A 14318-nucleotide genomic window follows, 5' to 3' on the forward strand; every position below is an offset into this window, starting at 1 on the left:
ATGGGCAGCCCGAGGCAGACGAGGTCCACGACGCTCGCCTGCGGCGAAGTGCGCACCTGCCTGCTGCCGACGTCCCAGGCACTGGACCTCCGGGCGGCCGGCCATGTGCTGCGGCTGAGAGCCGACGAGCGCGTCCTCGTCTCCGAACGCCCCAACCTGTACGCCCTCTCGCCGGACACCCTCATGGGCGTCGACTGTCCGCTGCCCGCCTCCAACGGCGCCAAGGTGCGCGCCGTCGGTACGGTGCTCACCCGCGCCGCGCTCACCGAGGGCCGTGTCCTCCAGGCCGGCTCGTCCTTCCGTATCCCGGCGTCCGGACCCGACCAGCGGCAGCCCTGGGGCCACTACCTGGTACGCCCGGGGGTGGTCGAGCCCCTCGGGAAACTGCCCGCGCAGGCGGTCGCCGAAGGGCTGCTGGGAGGCGGCCGGTCCGGGGAACTCGACCCCGGCCTGATCGCCGAGGGCCTGCTCACCAGGCTGCTGCGGCACCCGCTGCTCGACCAGAAGAGCCCCTTCAAGAGCCGCCGTACCCGCCTGCGCTGGGCGGCCCTGACCGTCCCCGACGGCCAGGACCCCTCCATCCACTTCACGGTCGTCGAAGACGATCTGCGCACGGTGCTGCTCGGGGTCCCCGAAGGCACGGAACCTACCGCCGTCGTGCGCCTGTGCGAAGACCTCGCCCTGCACGACTGGCTGCTCACCACGCTCGTACGGATGCTCGACGGCAGCCGCTTCGGGTCGACGGACGGGCCCATGGCCGTTCTGGCGCTGCGCCCCGCCGTCGACCATCTGCTGCACCTGTGGATGCCCCGGGCACGGGTGGACCGGAGGCTGTCCGCGCTGTGGGAGGCGCTGGAGGAGCAGCCGGGATTCAGCCGCCAGTGGCACACGCTGGTGCAGCGCATCAGGGACCAGATGGCCCTCCAGGCCATCCCGTTGCTGAGGGAGGCACTGACCGCACGCTGAGCACGACGCGCGAGCCGCTTCGGCGCGCGTTCCGAAGGGTCCGACGGGGGAGGAAGGAATGACCGACACACAAGGCACGAGGAACACGCCACGGCCGGAGGGCCTGCGCGTACCACCGCTTCTGCTGAAGACGCTCGTCACCGTCGTGGTGTCGATCGTCGCCTACGTCCTCACCAACGCGCTCAACCAGAAGCAGGACGAGGTGTGGAAGCTGACGGTCTCCATCGTGATCGGCGGGTCCGCGCTGATCGTCCAGTACATGGTCGACTTCGAGCGGCGGCTGGAGGCGATGGAGAGCGGGCAGCGCACCCGCATCCGGGAGATGAGGGACAGCCTGGCGGAGCACCATCGCGAGGTGCACAGTCATCTCACCGACCACCGCCGGGAGATGACGGACCTGGTCGACGACCGTTTCGCCCGGATCAGCGAGGCCACCGAACTCTTCAGCCAGGTGGACCGTTCGGTTCTGCGCTCCGACGGCGTGACCAAGCTCGCCCGCAGCGCCACGAAGGCGGGGCTGATGAACAACGAGCTGGTGAAGACCTTCGCCAGTGAGGAGATCGACCGGCTCGCCCAGTTGCTGGAGAACCTGAGCAACAACATCGCCGACTGCCTGGGCGAGAACCAGGACTGGCTCATCGACCTCACCCGGTGCATCAAGAAGTCCCTCGACGCCACCAGCACCTCCGTCGACCGGGACTTCTGGAACAGCGAGCCCGCGAGCCGCTACCTGGAGGCGCAGAGCGACGCGATCCTGCGCGGGGTGAAGATCAGGCGGCTGTTCATCGTCGACACCGAGGAGCAGATCGACGACAAGCTGATGGAGCTGTGCGAGAGTCAGCGTTCGCTGGGCATCGACGCCCGCGTGGTGGCCCTCTCCCAGCTGCCGCACCGGGTGCAGCTGGGCACGCACAGCGACTTCATCATCTTCGACAACGAACTCACCTACGAGATCGACCAGGACACGATGAAGGTGAACGCCAAGACCACCCTCAACGCCAGGGCCGCCCTCGTCGAACACCGCATGAAGCGCTTCAACCGGCTGTGGGAGGCCACACACGACCTCTCCGGCTGAGAGCTCCCGCCGTATCCGTATCGCCCCGGCCCCCGACCCCGTCATGTTCGCAGGGCCCGCGCACGTCTGCGACCGCGGTGGGGACCCTGCCGCGGCTCGGGGGGAGCCGCCTCCGATGAGGATCGTCCGCCTCGACGAGCCGACCTGACCGTTCGTCCGAGTCGTGGCGGACGGGGTTCGCCACTCTCGGGGACGTCGAGGTCCTCACGACCGCACCGATCCCGAGACCGCACTGCGCCGGCTGTGCGGGGCCGACCTCGCCGCGGTGGGACGGACGCACCTGTCCGCCGGTCCGCTGGGCAGGATCACCCGGCTGCGCTGTCCGACGCTGGTCACCGCGGGTTTCGACCCGGTGGACCCCGACGCCGCCGCACGGGCCGGTCTCACCGTCGCGTACTGCCCGACATACTCCCGGCAGGCCGTTGTGGGCATGTCTTCGCCTCACTGTTCTGTCGGGGTGTCAGCATTACTCATCACCCGGACATACCGGACAAGTTGCGTGCGTGTATCAGCGGCAGGCAGCATGGCACAGTCAGCACGTAGCTGCTGTTCACAGCATGTGTGTACGGGCTTATCGCACCGTTCGCAGGTCTTCGGCAGGCCCGCGAACGGTGCGAGCACCCGTAGGAGCGGCACTGCGGCACCAAGAGCCGCGTGGTCGACAGGAGCGGCCACTTACACCGGAACGTCGTGACCGAGCTCCTCGGGCAGCCGCATGTGTGGAACCGGCCGCCGATCAACTGGAAGCAACAGGAGAGGCGCTACAGGCGCCCATCAGGAGGTGTTTGATGAGCAGTATCGCTGAGTGGCTCGAAGAGAAGGTCACGACCGACAAACGCGCGCTCGACTGGTACCGGGAGCCGGAGTGCGAACCCCGTATCGTCCGTGCCTACCGCGAACTACTGAGCGGCTATGAGATCGACACCTCGACGATCCTCAAGACCACGGTCGAGGTCGAGGGCGAACACGCCGGAGTGGTCCGTGTCCACGACATCAACTACTACTCCATCTGCGCGCACCACTTCCTGCCCTTCTACGGGAAGGTGGCGATCTCCTACGTGCCCGGCAGCAAGATCCTGGGCCTCGGCAAGTTCCCCCGTCTGGTCCAGGCGTTCAGCCGCAGGTTCCAGATCCAGGAGCATCTCGTGAAGGACATCGCCGAGGAGATCATGTCCTCGGGTGGCGCCCGGGCGGCGCGTGTGGTCTCCACCGGTCGGCACATGTGCATGTGCAGCCGGGGCCCGTCCGACCAGACGGTGATCACCGACACCTCCTACGTCACCGGCGACACGGAACTGTTCACCCGGTTCGGCCTGGACAACTGAGGTTCTACCAGGTCAGACACACCCTGCTTCGCGCGGCGGACGCCTCGGCTCTCTGCCGCGCGAAGCATGCCGTCCCGCGCGGGCTCGGACATGCGCGACGGGACGTCCTAGACCGGGAGTGAGGCATGAACCTGGACTTCCTTCCGCCGCACGCGCTGCGGGACGGCGCCGTGCACCACTACTGCCTGCGTTGCCGCAGCGCGTCGGTGGAGTGGCGCACCGCCGGCACCCGCCGCCATGCTGTGTGCCTCGCCTGCGGTCACGTCGGCGACCGGGCGCTGGTGCTGGATCCCGCGGTCCGCTGGTGGACGGACACCGAGGGCGAGTACTGGCACGAGACGGCGGGCGTGTTCGTCCGGGACGCCCGCGGCCGCCTCCTCTTCTTCGACCGGACGGCGTTCCCCTTCGGCCTGACGATTCCCGCCGGTCACGTCGAATGCCACGAACACGCCGACGAAGCGGCGGTGCGCGAACTGCGCGAAGAGACCGGCATCACCGGCGAACGGCTCGAGCACCTGACCCGGACTCCGCTACCCGGCGACGGCTGCCGCCGCGGCGCCGACGCCCATCTGTGGCACGTCTACCGGACCGCCGACCCGGTGGACACGGACCTCGCGGTGCAACTCGGCCCGGAGGGCACCTCCGCTCTGTGGCTCACGCCCGACGAAGCGCTGAACCGCCCGGTCACCTACGCCGTACGCCGCCTGCTCCAGCAGTGCCGCGGCGCGCTGGTCCCTTCGCGTGCCGCCGGCTGATTCCGATGGGTCGTCACACAGGGTCATGCGTGCAGGCCGACGTTCCGACGCGGGCCGGACGACGGGAATGGATGGGGCTCGCGGTCCTCGCGCTGCCGACCATGCTCATCGGTCTGGACATGAGCGTGCTGCATCTGGCCGCGCCCGCCCTCGGCGAGCGACTGCACCCGAGCGGAACGGAACTGCTCTGGATCGTAGACATCTACGGCTTCATGGTGGCCGGATTCCTCGCCACGATGGGGACTCTCGGGGACCGGATCGGCCGCCGCAGACTCCTGCTGACCGGTGCCGCCGCCTTCGCGGTGGCCTCCCTGCTCGCCGCCTGTTCGTCCAGCGTGGGGATGCTCATCGCGGCGCGCGCGTTGCTGGGTGTCGCAGGGGCGACGTTGATGCCGTCGACCCTCTCCCTGATCAGCAACATGTTCCGCGATCCGGGGCAGCGGCGGCTGGCGGTCGCGGCGTGGATGACCAATTTCAGCATCGGTGGAATGATCGGCCCGCTGATCGGCGGCGTGTTCCTTGAGCACTTCTGGTGCGGCTCGGTGTTCCTGCTCGGCGTGCCGGTCGGCATCGTCCTGCTGATCGCCGGTCCGCCGCTGCTGCCCGAATACCGCGATCCGGGGGCCGGCCGACTGGATCCGGTCAGCGTCACGCTGTCCGTCACGACGGTGCTGCCGGTGGTCTACGGGTTCAAACAGATCGCCCAGCACGGCGTCCATACGCTGCCGCTGCTGAGCGTCGCCGCCGGGTTCTGTCTCGGTACCGTCTTCGTGCGCAGGCAGTTGAGGCTCCCCGACCCCATGCTCGACCTCCGGCTCTTCTCCCGCCCGGCGTTCGGGGTGTCGCTGGGCGGGCTGACCCTGGGACTCTTCGCCGTGACCGGGACGCAGTTCCTGCTCCTGCAGTACTTCCTGCTGGTGTTGGGGCTGTCCCCGTCGGTAGCCGGGCTGTGGGCGCTGCCCGCGGTGGCCGCGGGCGTGGTGGGCGCACTGCTGGCCCCTGCCGTGGCCGACCGCACGGGCCCGCTGAGGGTCATGGCGGGCGGCTTCCTGCTGGCCGTGCCGGGGCTGGTGCTGCTCACCAGGCTCGGCACCAGTTCCGGGCCCTTCCTCGCCGTCGTCGGTTTCGCCGTCATCTCCTTCGGCGTCCAGGCGGCGCTCGCCCTCACCAACGACGTCATCATCAGCAGTGCCCCACCCGAACGCGCGGGCAACGCCTCGGGTATCGGCGAGACCGGCGCGAACCTGGGCGAGGCGCTGGGCGTGGCCGTCGCCGGATCCGTCGCCGCCGCCGTGTACCGGGCGGAGCTGGACGGCAGGTCCCTTCCGGGCGGCATCGCCCCCGACCTCACCGAGGCCGCCCGGGCAACCCTCGGCGGTGCCGTCGAGGTCGCCGGCCGACTGCCCGAACGGCTCGGCCGTGAAGTCCTCGCGCTCGCCCGGACGGCCTTCACGGACGGACTGCACGTGGCGGCGCTGCTCAACATCGCCGTCCTGATGACGCTCACCGCGGCGCATCTGACCCTCCTGCGCCGCGAAACGGCACAACGGGAATCCACGGAACTCGATCCGGAACTCCGGGAGACGCTTCCCGGACCGCCGCCGGACCGCGCCGGACGGCATCCCCGGCCCGGTGCGGCGGTGGTGGGGACAGGGCGTCGGCGAAGCGGCGGTGACGACCTGTCCGACCCGCCGTAGGGAGCGGTGCTGGGCGTCATGTCCTGGGTGCCGATCACGGGGAGCGGTTCCAGCCGGGCGGCGCCCTCGGTGCCGGGCCGCGCCGTGAACCGCACGAGGCGGCGTCCTCCCCCCAATGCCGCCCCTCGCTCCCACTTGTAGAGCACAGACACCTGCCGAGTGTAGATGCGTAGCGTCACCATAGGGATGCGAAGCGTAAAAGTCGCAGGGAGCGGGGAGCACGGTGGCTGCGGTACACGTATCACTCGGGGGACGACATCGGCGCGCTGCGTCGAAGAGGCGGAGGAGACAGTGAAGGAATTACGGTCGGCGCTCGCGGACGCCGCGATCACCTTGCCTTCGCTCCGGATCGACCTCGCCGGTCTCGCGCGCGAGGCTCCCCGGCCGCGCGTGGTACCGGGCGGCCGTCCCGTCGGCCTCGCCGCCCGGCTCACGGTGGCCCTGTGGACGCGACGGGCCACGGAGGCGGGATGAAGCCACCGATCGGCTCGTACGCCGTCGACATCCGCACCGGGAGGGTGGGTGTGGTGATGGGACACGAGGGTCCGTACGTCCAGCTGAGACCGTACGGCGGGGGCAAGGAGTGGGACGTGGAGCCGGAAGCCGTGCGGCTCGCCACCCCCGCGGAGCGGCTGCGCGCGGCGACCGCGTACGCCAACGCGCGCAGCCGCGGCGAGGTGCCTTGAAGGGCGGGCGCCCGCGTCCGGAAGCGGACCACACGGCCCGGGGCGCGCCCGCCGTAGGCGAGAATGGGCGCCATGAGTCTGTTCCGCGACGACGGCATCGTGCTGCGCACCCAGAAGCTGGGTGAGGCGGACCGGATCATCACGCTGCTCACGCGGGGTCACGGACGTGTACGTGCCGTGGCCCGCGGCGTGCGCCGCACCAAGTCGAAGTTCGGGGCCCGGCTTGAGCCCTTCTCGCATGTGGACGTGCAGTTCTTCGCACGCGGCAGCGAGCTGGTGGGGCGCGGACTGCCGCTGTGCACGCAGAGCGAGACCATCGCACCCTACGGCGGCGGGATCGTCACCGACTACGCGCGCTACACGGCCGGTACGGCCATGCTGGAGACCGCCGAGCGGTTCACCGATCACGAGGGGGAGCCTGCGGTCCAGCAGTATCTGCTGCTCGTCGGCGGGCTCAGAACCCTCGCCCGTGGCGAGCACGCGCCGCATCTGGTCCTCGACGCGTTCCTGCTGCGCTCCCTCGCCGTCAACGGCTACGCGCCCAGCTTCAGCGACTGCGCGAAGTGCGGCATGCCCGGGCCGAACCGGTTCTTCTCGGTGGCCTCGGGTGGTGCCGTGTGCGGCGACTGCCGGGTGCCCGGCAGCGTCGTACCCTCGCCGGGTGCCCTGGAACTGCTCGGCGCGCTGCTGACGGGAGACTGGGAGACCGCGGACGCGTGCGAGCAGCGGTACGTCCGGGAGGGCAGCGGACTGGTGTCGGCGTATCTGCACTGGCACCTGGAGCGCGGACTGCGCTCGCTTCGGTACGTGGAACAGTAGACAGTCACAGCGACAGCAGATCGAGGAGCGAGAAGCACATGGCCGTACGCGGGTTCCTGGGGCGCCAGCGCCGTGAGTACAGCACGCCGGAGCCGCACCCGTCCGGAGCCCGTCCGCCGAAACTTCCGGGCGAGTTGGTTCCGACCCATGTGGCGATCGTGATGGACGGCAACGGCCGCTGGGCCAAGGAGCGCGGGCTGCCGCGCACCGAGGGGCACAAGGTCGGCGCCGAGCGGGTGCTGGACGTGTTGCAGGGCGCGATCGAGATGGGCGTCCAGAACATCTCGCTGTACGCGTTCTCCACCGAGAACTGGAAGCGCTCGCCTGACGAGGTGCGCTTCCTCATGAACTTCAACCGTGACTTCATCCGCAAGACCCGCGACCAGCTCGACGAGCTCGGCATCCGGGTGCGCTGGGTGGGCCGGATGCCCAAGCTGTGGAAGTCGGTGGCCAAGGAACTCCAGGTCGCCCAGGAGCAGACCAAGGGCAACGACAGGCTCACGCTGTACTTCTGCATGAACTACGGCGGCCGGGCCGAGATCGCGGACGCGGCGCAGGCGATGGCCGAGGACGTGAGGGCGGGCAGGCTCGACCCGGCGAAGATCACGGAGAAGACCCTCGCGAAGTATCTCTACTACCCGGACATGCCGGACGTGGACCTGTTCCTGCGGCCGAGCGGCGAGCAGCGCACCTCCAACTACCTGATCTGGCAGAGCGCATACGCGGAGATGGTCTTCCAGGACGTGCTGTGGCCGGACTTCGACCGCCGCGACCTGTGGCGTGCGTGTCTCGAGTTCGCCTCACGCGACCGCCGCTTCGGCGGCGCCATCCCGAACGAGGAGCTGCCGGCCATGGAGGGCGGGCAGGAGTAGCCCGGCGGGTGCTCCGACCGGTCCGACCCAGGATCACCTACGACCACGGCTCGTCACCGCAAACCGGGGAGGGGCCGTGACGCAGGAGCACCCGCGCACGAGGGCCGCCGGTGGCTGAACGGCGGCCGCGGTGTTCGCCTGGTCAGTGTTCGGCCGCGGCGCTCGCGCACTCCGCGCACGTGCCGAAGATCTCCACCGTGTGGGCGACGTTGACATAGCCGTGCTCCGCGGCGATCGCCTCGGCCCACTTCTCCACCGCCGGGCCCTCGACCTCGACGGCCTTGCCGCAGACCCGGCACACCAGGTGGTGGTGGTGCTCGCCGGTCGAGCAACGGCGGTAGACGGACTCACCGTCTGAGGTGCGCAGAACGTCGACCTCCCCCGCGTCGGCGAGCGACTGGAGCGTGCGGTAGACCGTCGTCAGGCCCACCGAGTCGCCCTTGTGCTTGAGCATGTCGTGGAGCTCCTGCGCGCTGCGGAACTCGTCCACCTCGTCGAGAGCCGCCGCCACGGCGGCACGCTGACGGGTGGATCGTCCCCGTACGGGCTGGCCGGCGGTCGTCACCGTTGCCTCCTTCTTGATGGCTCGCTCGCCCCTTCGGCTCTCTCACGCCTCGCGTCTGCGCCTTGCCGGGCCATTGTGCCAGCCCGGGCCGGGCGCGGTCAGACTCCGGCCTCGTCGCCCGCCCCCCGGGTGGCGGGAATTGCGCACTCCAGCGGGTCGGTGGTGGCCCGCGCGGCGGACAGTGCCCGCGCGCGTCGCCGGGCCAGCGGCGTCGCCAGCGCGGTCAGCGCGACGAACGCGGCGATCGTCAGCAGCACGATCGTCGCGCCGGGCGGCACGTCCTGGTAGTAGGACGTGATCGTGCCGCTGATGGTCACGGTCACGCCGATGGCGACCGCGATCGCGAAGGTCGCCGCGAAGCTGCGGCCGAGCTGCTGCGCCGCCGCCACCGGGACCACCATCAGGGCGGAGACCAGCAGCAGACCGACCACACGCATCGCCACCGTCACCGTCACCGCCGCGGTGACCGCGGTCAGCAGGTTCAGCGCCCGCACCGGCAGGCCCGTGACCCGGGCGAACTCCTCGTCCTGGCTGACCGCGAAGAGCTGGCGGCGCAGACCGAGGGTGACCAGGACGACGAAGGCGGCGAGCAGGCAGATCGCCAGGACGTCCGACTGCGAGACCGTGGACAGCGATCCGAACAGGTACGACGTCAGGTTGGCGTTGGAGCCTCCCGGCGCGAGGTTGATGAACATCACGCCGCCGGCCATGCCGCCGTAGAAGAGCATCGCGAGGGCGATGTCGCCGCGCGTTCTGCCGTACCAGCGGATCAGCTCCATCAGGACGGAGCCGAGGACCGAGACGGCCGTCGCCATCCACACCGGGGAGGTGGACAGCAGGAAGCCGAGGCCGACGCCCGTCATCGCCACATGGCCGATCCCGTCGCCCATCAGGGCCTGGCGGCGCTGCACGAGGTAGATGCCGACGGCCGGCGCGGTGATGCCGACCAGGACGGCCGCGAGCAGGGCCCGCTGCATGAAGGCGTAGTTCAGGAAGTCCATCAGCTCAGCAGCCCCGTACGGATCGGTTCGGCGCCCGCCGCGTCGTGCGGGTGTACGTGGTCGTGGCCGGGCAGGGCGTGCTGGCCCACGGCCTTCGGGGGCGGCCCGTCGTGCAGGACGCAGCCGTCGCGCAGGACCACCGCCCGGTCGATCAGCGGCTCCAGCGGACCCAGTTCGTGCAGCACCAGCAGCACGGTCGCACCGGAGTCCACCTGCTCCCTCAGCGTGTGGGCGAGCACCTCCTGGCTCGCGAGGTCGACGCCCGCCATCGGTTCGTCCATGATCAGCAGTTCCGGCTCGGAGGCGAGGGCGCGGGCGATCAGCACCCGCTGGTGCTGGCCGCCGGAGAGCGCGTTGACGGAGTCCTTGGCCCGGTCCGCCATGCCGACCAGCTCCAGGGCGCGTCGAACGGCCTCGCGGTCGGCCCTGCGCAGGATGCCGAAGCGGGCGCGTGAGAGCCGGCCGGAGGAGACCACCTCGGTCACGGTGGCGGGCACGCCGCCCGCGGCCGTCGTGCGCTGCGGCACATAGCCGATGCGCCGCCAGTCGCGGAAGTCACGGCGCGGGGTGCCGAACAGCTCGATCTCGCCGGCGTTCGTCGGCACCTGGCCGATGATGCTGCGCACGGCCGTCGACTTGCCCGATCCGTTCGCGCCGAGCAGCGCGACGACCTCACCCCGGTGGACGGTGAGGTCGATGCCGCGCAGGACGGGGCGCGAGCCCAGGTCGGCGCGTATGCCGCGCAGGCGTATGACGGGCTCGCTCATGGCCGTATCCTCCGGTGTCACTTGGTTCCCAGGGCCGTCTGGAGGGCCTTGAGGTTGGACTGCATGACCTGGAAGTAATCGCTGCCGCGGGACTTGGAGGTGATGCCCTCGATCGGGTCGAGGACGTCCGTCCTCAGCCTTGTGTCCCTGGCGATGGTCTTCGCGGTCTTGTCGCTGACGAGCGTCTCGTAGAAGACCGTGGAGACGCCGTCGGCCTTCGCCATCCTCTCCAGGTCCCGCACCCGCGCCGCGCTGGGCTCGGACTCCGGGTCCAGGCCGTTGATCGCCTCCTCGGTGAGGCCGTAGCGCTCGGCGAGGTAGCCGAAGGCGGCGTGCGTGGTGACGAAGACCTTGCCCTTGGCGTTCTTCAGACCGCCCGTGTACTGCGCGTCGAGGTCCTCGAGCTTGTGGACCAGGGCCGCGGTGTTCTTCTTGTAGTCGGCCGCGTGATCCGGGTCGGCCTTCTCGAAGGCCTTGCCGACGCCCTGGGCGACCTGGGCGTAGCGCACCGGGTCGAGCCAGATGTGGGGGTCGTTGCCGCCGGACTCCTCGCCCTGGTGCGTGTCGTGCGCGGCGGCGTGGCCGCCGACCTCGTTGCCGTGGTTCTCCAGCGTGGTCAGGGAGGCCGCGTCGATCTTCGTCTTGATCTCGGACTGGGCGACCGCGTCGTCGACGGAGGGCTGGAGGTTCTTCAGGTAGAGCACCGCGTCGGACTCCTGGAGCTGCCCGGTCTGCCGGGCGCTGATCTCCAGGTCGTGCGGCTCCTGGCCGGGCTGGGTGAGACTGGTGACATGGACGTGGTTCCCGCCGATCTGTTCGGCGAGGAAGGCCATCGGATAGAACGACGCGACGACGTCGAACTTCCCGGTGTTGCCGGCGGCGGCACTGGTGGAGGAGCAGGCGGAGAGGGCTCCGAGGCCCAGTGCGGTGGCCGCGGCGACCGCGGTCCCGGCTAGGAGGCGTCGACGTATGTGCATGACAGTCATTTTCAACAAATATGGAAACCGTTGTCAATTATCCCCGGTGACGGCTCCACCCACCCGGGGACCGGCTCCAGGTGCCGTACCGATTTGATTGGAGGGGAGCCCCCGCCGGTAACCTGAAGCATTCGCTCTGAAGCAATGCTCTGAAGCAGTCGCTTCGTCGCCCGTCGTCGTAATGAAGAGAGCACCGTGGCCGCCGACAAGATCGACACCATCGTCAGCCTGAGCAAGCGCCGTGGCTTCGTATTCCCGTGCAGCGAGATCTACGGCGGTCAGCGTGCCGCCTGGGACTACGGACCGCTGGGTGTCGAGCTCAAGGAGAACATCAAGCGCCAGTGGTGGCGCTACATGGTCACGTCCCGCGAGGACGTCGTCGGTATCGACTCGTCGGTGATCCTGGCGACCGAGGTCTGGGTGGCCTCCGGCCACGTCGCCACCTTCACCGACCCGCTCACCGAGTGCACCTCCTGTCACAAGCGCTTCCGCGCCGACCATCTGGAGGAGGCTTACGAGGCCAAGCACGGCCGTCTGCCGGAGAACGGCCTCGCCGACATCAACTGCCCGAACTGCGGCAACAAGGGCATGTTCACCGAGCCCAAGCAGTTCTCGGGTCTGCTCTCCACCCACCTCGGCCCGACGCAGGACAGCGGCTCGATCGCGTACCTGCGCCCCGAGACCGCGCAGGGCATCTTCACCAACTTCGCCCAGGTCCAGCAGACCTCGCGCCGCAAGCCGCCCTTCGGCATCGCGCAGATGGGCAAGTCCTTCCGCAACGAGATCACGCCGGGCAACTTCATCTTCCGCACCCGCGAGTTCGAGCAGATGGAGATGGAGTTCTTCGTCAAGCCGGGCGAGGACGAGAAGTGGCAGGAGTACTGGATGCAGGAGCGCTGGAACTGGTACACGGGCCTCGGCCTGCGCGAGGAGAACATGCGCTGGTACGAGCACCCGAAGGAGAAGCTCTCCCACTACTCCAAGCGCACCGCCGACATCGAGTACCGCTTCCAGTTCGGCGGCAACGAGTGGGGCGAGCTGGAAGGTGTCGCCAACCGCACGGACTACGACCTCTCCGCGCACTCCAAGGCCTCCGGCCAGGACCTCGCCTACTACGACCAGGAGGCCCAGGAGCGCTGGACTCCGTACGTCATCGAGCCCGCGGCCGGTGTCGGCCGCACGATGCTGGCCTTCCTGCTCGACGCCTATGTCGAGGACGAGGCGCCGAACGCCAAGGGCAAGATGGAGAAGCGCACCGTGCTGCGCCTGGACCACCGCCTGGCGCCGGTGAAGGTCGCGGTCCTGCCGCTGTCCCGCAACCCGGAGCTGTCCCCGAAGGCCAAGGGGCTCGCCCAGGCGCTGCGCAAGAACTGGAACATCGAGTTCGACGACGCGGGCGCCATCGGTCGCCGCTACCGCCGCCAGGACGAGATCGGCACGCCGTACTGCGTGACGGTCGACTTCGACACGCTCGAGGACAACGCGGTGACGGTGCGCGAGCGTGACTCGATGAAGCAGGAGCGGGTGTCTCTCGACCAGATCGAGGGCTACCTGGCGGGCCGCCTCGTCGGCTCCTAGTCGCCGCGCGACGTCCGAGAACGCCGGGCGAGCTGGATCGTTCCAGCTCGCCCGGCGTTTTCTGCCCCGGCTTCACGAAGGGGGCCGGAGGTCGTTCGCCGCCTGCGGGTCCGTGGGGCTTGCGGGCGGTTCCCCGCGCCCCTCCCGGCGTGCGGACCTGCTCAGCGGCCCTGCAAGGACCTCACGTTGTCGCCGAACGTCCAGTTCTTCGAGCCGTCCCAGTTGATCGACCAGGTCATCAGGCCCTTCAGGCCGGTGCCGTAGTGCCGCCACGCCTGCGAGACCAGGGACGGTGACATATAGCCGCCGCCCGCGCCCGACTGGGCCGGCAGGCCCGGGACCTGCTTGTCGTACGGCACCTTGATCGTCGTGCCCTGGACGGTCAGGCCCTTGTTCAGGCAGTCCGTCTGCGCCACGAAGCCCGCCACCGTGCCCGCGGCGTACGAGTCGCCGGAGCAGCCGTACATGCTGCCGTTGTAGTACTGCATGTTCAGCCACCACAGCCGGCCGTTGTCCGCGTACTTCTTGACGATCGGCAGGTACGCGCCCCAGATCGAGCCGTAGGTGACGCTGCCGCCGGTGACGTACGCCGTCTCCGGGGCCATCGTCAGGCCGAAGTTCGACGGCATCCGGGCCAGCACTCCGTCGATGATGCGGATCAGGTTGGCCTGGGAGGTGGACAGTTGGCCGATGTTGCCGCTGCCGACCAGTCCCGTCTCGATGTCGATGTCGATGCCGTCGAAGTTGTACTTCTTCAGGATCGGGACGATCGTCGCGACGAACCGGTCCGCCACGGCCGTCGAGCTGAGGTCGATGCCCGCGGTCGCCCCGCCGATGGACAGCAGGATCGTCCGGCCTGCCGCCTTCGCCGCGCACATCTCCGCCGGGGTCGCCACCTTCACCCCCGCGTCCATGCCGTCCTCCCACAGCGCGGTGCCGTCGGAGCGGATGACCGGGAAGGCCGCGTTGATCACGTTGTAGCCGTGCGCGGCGATGCGGGAGTCGGTGATCGGGGTCCAGCCGAAGGGCGGGTGGACCCCGTTCGAGGAGCCGTCCCAGTTCTCCCAGTAGCCCTGGAGGACCTTGCCGGCCGGGCGGGACTTCACGGCGCAGGTGTCCGCCGCGGAGGCGGCGGGGGCGGCGGCGATCGAGAGCGGGGCGAGGACCGCCGCCGTCAGGACGGCGGCGAGCAGGCGGAGCCTGTGGCGGATCATGCGGGGCCTCCCGGTGGGGGT

Annotated in this window: 16 protein-coding genes; 11 read left to right on the forward strand and 5 right to left on the reverse strand. The window is 69.6% G+C overall.

Features of this window, described 5'->3' with window-relative positions; genetic code table 11:
* The 10 genes from ABZ823_RS02360 to ABZ823_RS02405 all read left to right on the forward strand — a co-directional run bounded on the left by ABZ823_RS02360 (position 1) and on the right by ABZ823_RS02405 (position 8195).
* Positions 1–966 carry an SCO2521 family protein gene (locus ABZ823_RS02360; RefSeq protein WP_361652749.1) on the forward strand — a complete coding sequence of 322 codons (966 nt, stop codon included), beginning with the start codon at positions 1–3 and terminating at the stop codon, positions 964–966.
* Positions 967–1024: 58 nt separating this feature from the next.
* Complete coding sequence (locus ABZ823_RS02365; RefSeq protein WP_361652751.1) at positions 1025–2041, forward strand: DUF6879 family protein; 1017 nt, start codon at positions 1025–1027, stop codon at positions 2039–2041.
* 163 nt (positions 2042–2204) lie between these two features.
* On the forward strand, positions 2205–2735 hold the full coding sequence (locus tag ABZ823_RS02370) for a hypothetical protein (protein WP_361652753.1): 531 nt from the start codon (positions 2205–2207) through the stop codon (positions 2733–2735).
* Between the two features lie 94 nt (positions 2736–2829).
* On the forward strand, positions 2830–3366 hold the full coding sequence (locus ABZ823_RS02375; RefSeq protein ID WP_361652755.1) for a GTP cyclohydrolase I: 537 nt from the start codon (positions 2830–2832) through the stop codon (positions 3364–3366).
* A 125-nt stretch (positions 3367–3491) separates the two neighbouring features.
* Entirely contained in the window at positions 3492–4121 is a 630-nt protein-coding gene (locus tag ABZ823_RS02380) for an NUDIX hydrolase (RefSeq protein WP_361652757.1), read from the forward strand.
* A gap of 29 nt (positions 4122–4150) precedes the next feature.
* Positions 4151–5818 (forward strand): MFS transporter, encoded by a 1668-nt coding sequence (locus tag ABZ823_RS02385; RefSeq protein ID WP_361652759.1) that lies wholly within the window; start codon positions 4151–4153, stop codon positions 5816–5818.
* Positions 5819–6109: 291 nt separating this feature from the next.
* Positions 6110–6292, forward strand: coding sequence for a hypothetical protein (locus ABZ823_RS02390; RefSeq protein WP_361652761.1), 183 nt, complete (start codon positions 6110–6112; stop codon positions 6290–6292).
* The gene (locus tag ABZ823_RS02395; protein ID WP_361652763.1) at positions 6289–6504 is read left to right on the forward strand and encodes a hypothetical protein; all 216 of its coding nucleotides are present in this window, start codon (positions 6289–6291) and stop codon (positions 6502–6504) included. Before ABZ823_RS02390 ends, ABZ823_RS02395 begins: the two co-directional genes overlap by 4 nt.
* A gap of 72 nt (positions 6505–6576) precedes the next feature.
* Positions 6577–7323 (forward strand): DNA repair protein RecO, encoded by a 747-nt coding sequence (recO, locus tag ABZ823_RS02400; protein WP_361652764.1) that lies wholly within the window; start codon positions 6577–6579, stop codon positions 7321–7323.
* Positions 7324–7361: 38 nt separating this feature from the next.
* Complete coding sequence (locus ABZ823_RS02405) at positions 7362–8195, forward strand: isoprenyl transferase (RefSeq protein ID WP_361652765.1); 834 nt, start codon at positions 7362–7364, stop codon at positions 8193–8195.
* A gap of 142 nt (positions 8196–8337) precedes the next feature.
* On the opposite strand, the gene ABZ823_RS02410 is transcribed toward ABZ823_RS02405, so the two are convergent.
* The 4 genes from ABZ823_RS02410 to ABZ823_RS02425 all read right to left on the reverse strand — a co-directional run bounded on the left by ABZ823_RS02410 (position 8338) and on the right by ABZ823_RS02425 (position 11505).
* On the reverse strand, positions 8338–8760 hold the full coding sequence (locus ABZ823_RS02410; RefSeq protein ID WP_361652767.1) for a transcriptional repressor: 423 nt from the start codon (positions 8758–8760) through the stop codon (positions 8338–8340).
* Between the two features lie 98 nt (positions 8761–8858).
* Positions 8859–9761 carry a metal ABC transporter permease gene (locus ABZ823_RS02415; protein WP_361652769.1) on the reverse strand — a complete coding sequence of 301 codons (903 nt, stop codon included), beginning with the start codon at positions 9759–9761 and terminating at the stop codon, positions 8859–8861.
* Positions 9761–10528, reverse strand: coding sequence for a metal ABC transporter ATP-binding protein (locus ABZ823_RS02420; protein WP_361652771.1), 768 nt, complete (start codon positions 10526–10528; stop codon positions 9761–9763). Before ABZ823_RS02420 ends, ABZ823_RS02415 begins: the two co-directional genes overlap by 1 nt.
* Before the next feature lie 17 nt (positions 10529–10545).
* Positions 10546–11505 (reverse strand): zinc ABC transporter substrate-binding protein, encoded by a 960-nt coding sequence (locus ABZ823_RS02425; protein ID WP_361652773.1) that lies wholly within the window; start codon positions 11503–11505, stop codon positions 10546–10548.
* 195 nt (positions 11506–11700) lie between these two features.
* Here ABZ823_RS02425 and ABZ823_RS02430 point away from each other — a divergent pair, with 195 nt between their 5' ends.
* Entirely contained in the window at positions 11701–13083 is a 1383-nt protein-coding gene (locus tag ABZ823_RS02430; protein WP_361652775.1) for a glycine--tRNA ligase, read from the forward strand.
* Between the two features lie 161 nt (positions 13084–13244).
* On the opposite strand, the gene ABZ823_RS02435 is transcribed toward ABZ823_RS02430, so the two are convergent.
* The gene (locus ABZ823_RS02435; protein WP_361652777.1) at positions 13245–14297 is read right to left on the reverse strand and encodes a chitinase; all 1053 of its coding nucleotides are present in this window, start codon (positions 14295–14297) and stop codon (positions 13245–13247) included.
* Positions 14298–14318 lie beyond the last annotated feature (21 nt).

The sequence above is a fragment of the Streptomyces sp. NPDC047079 genome, assembly GCF_040643755.1.
Classification (GTDB): Bacteria; Actinomycetota; Actinomycetes; order Streptomycetales; family Streptomycetaceae; genus Streptomyces.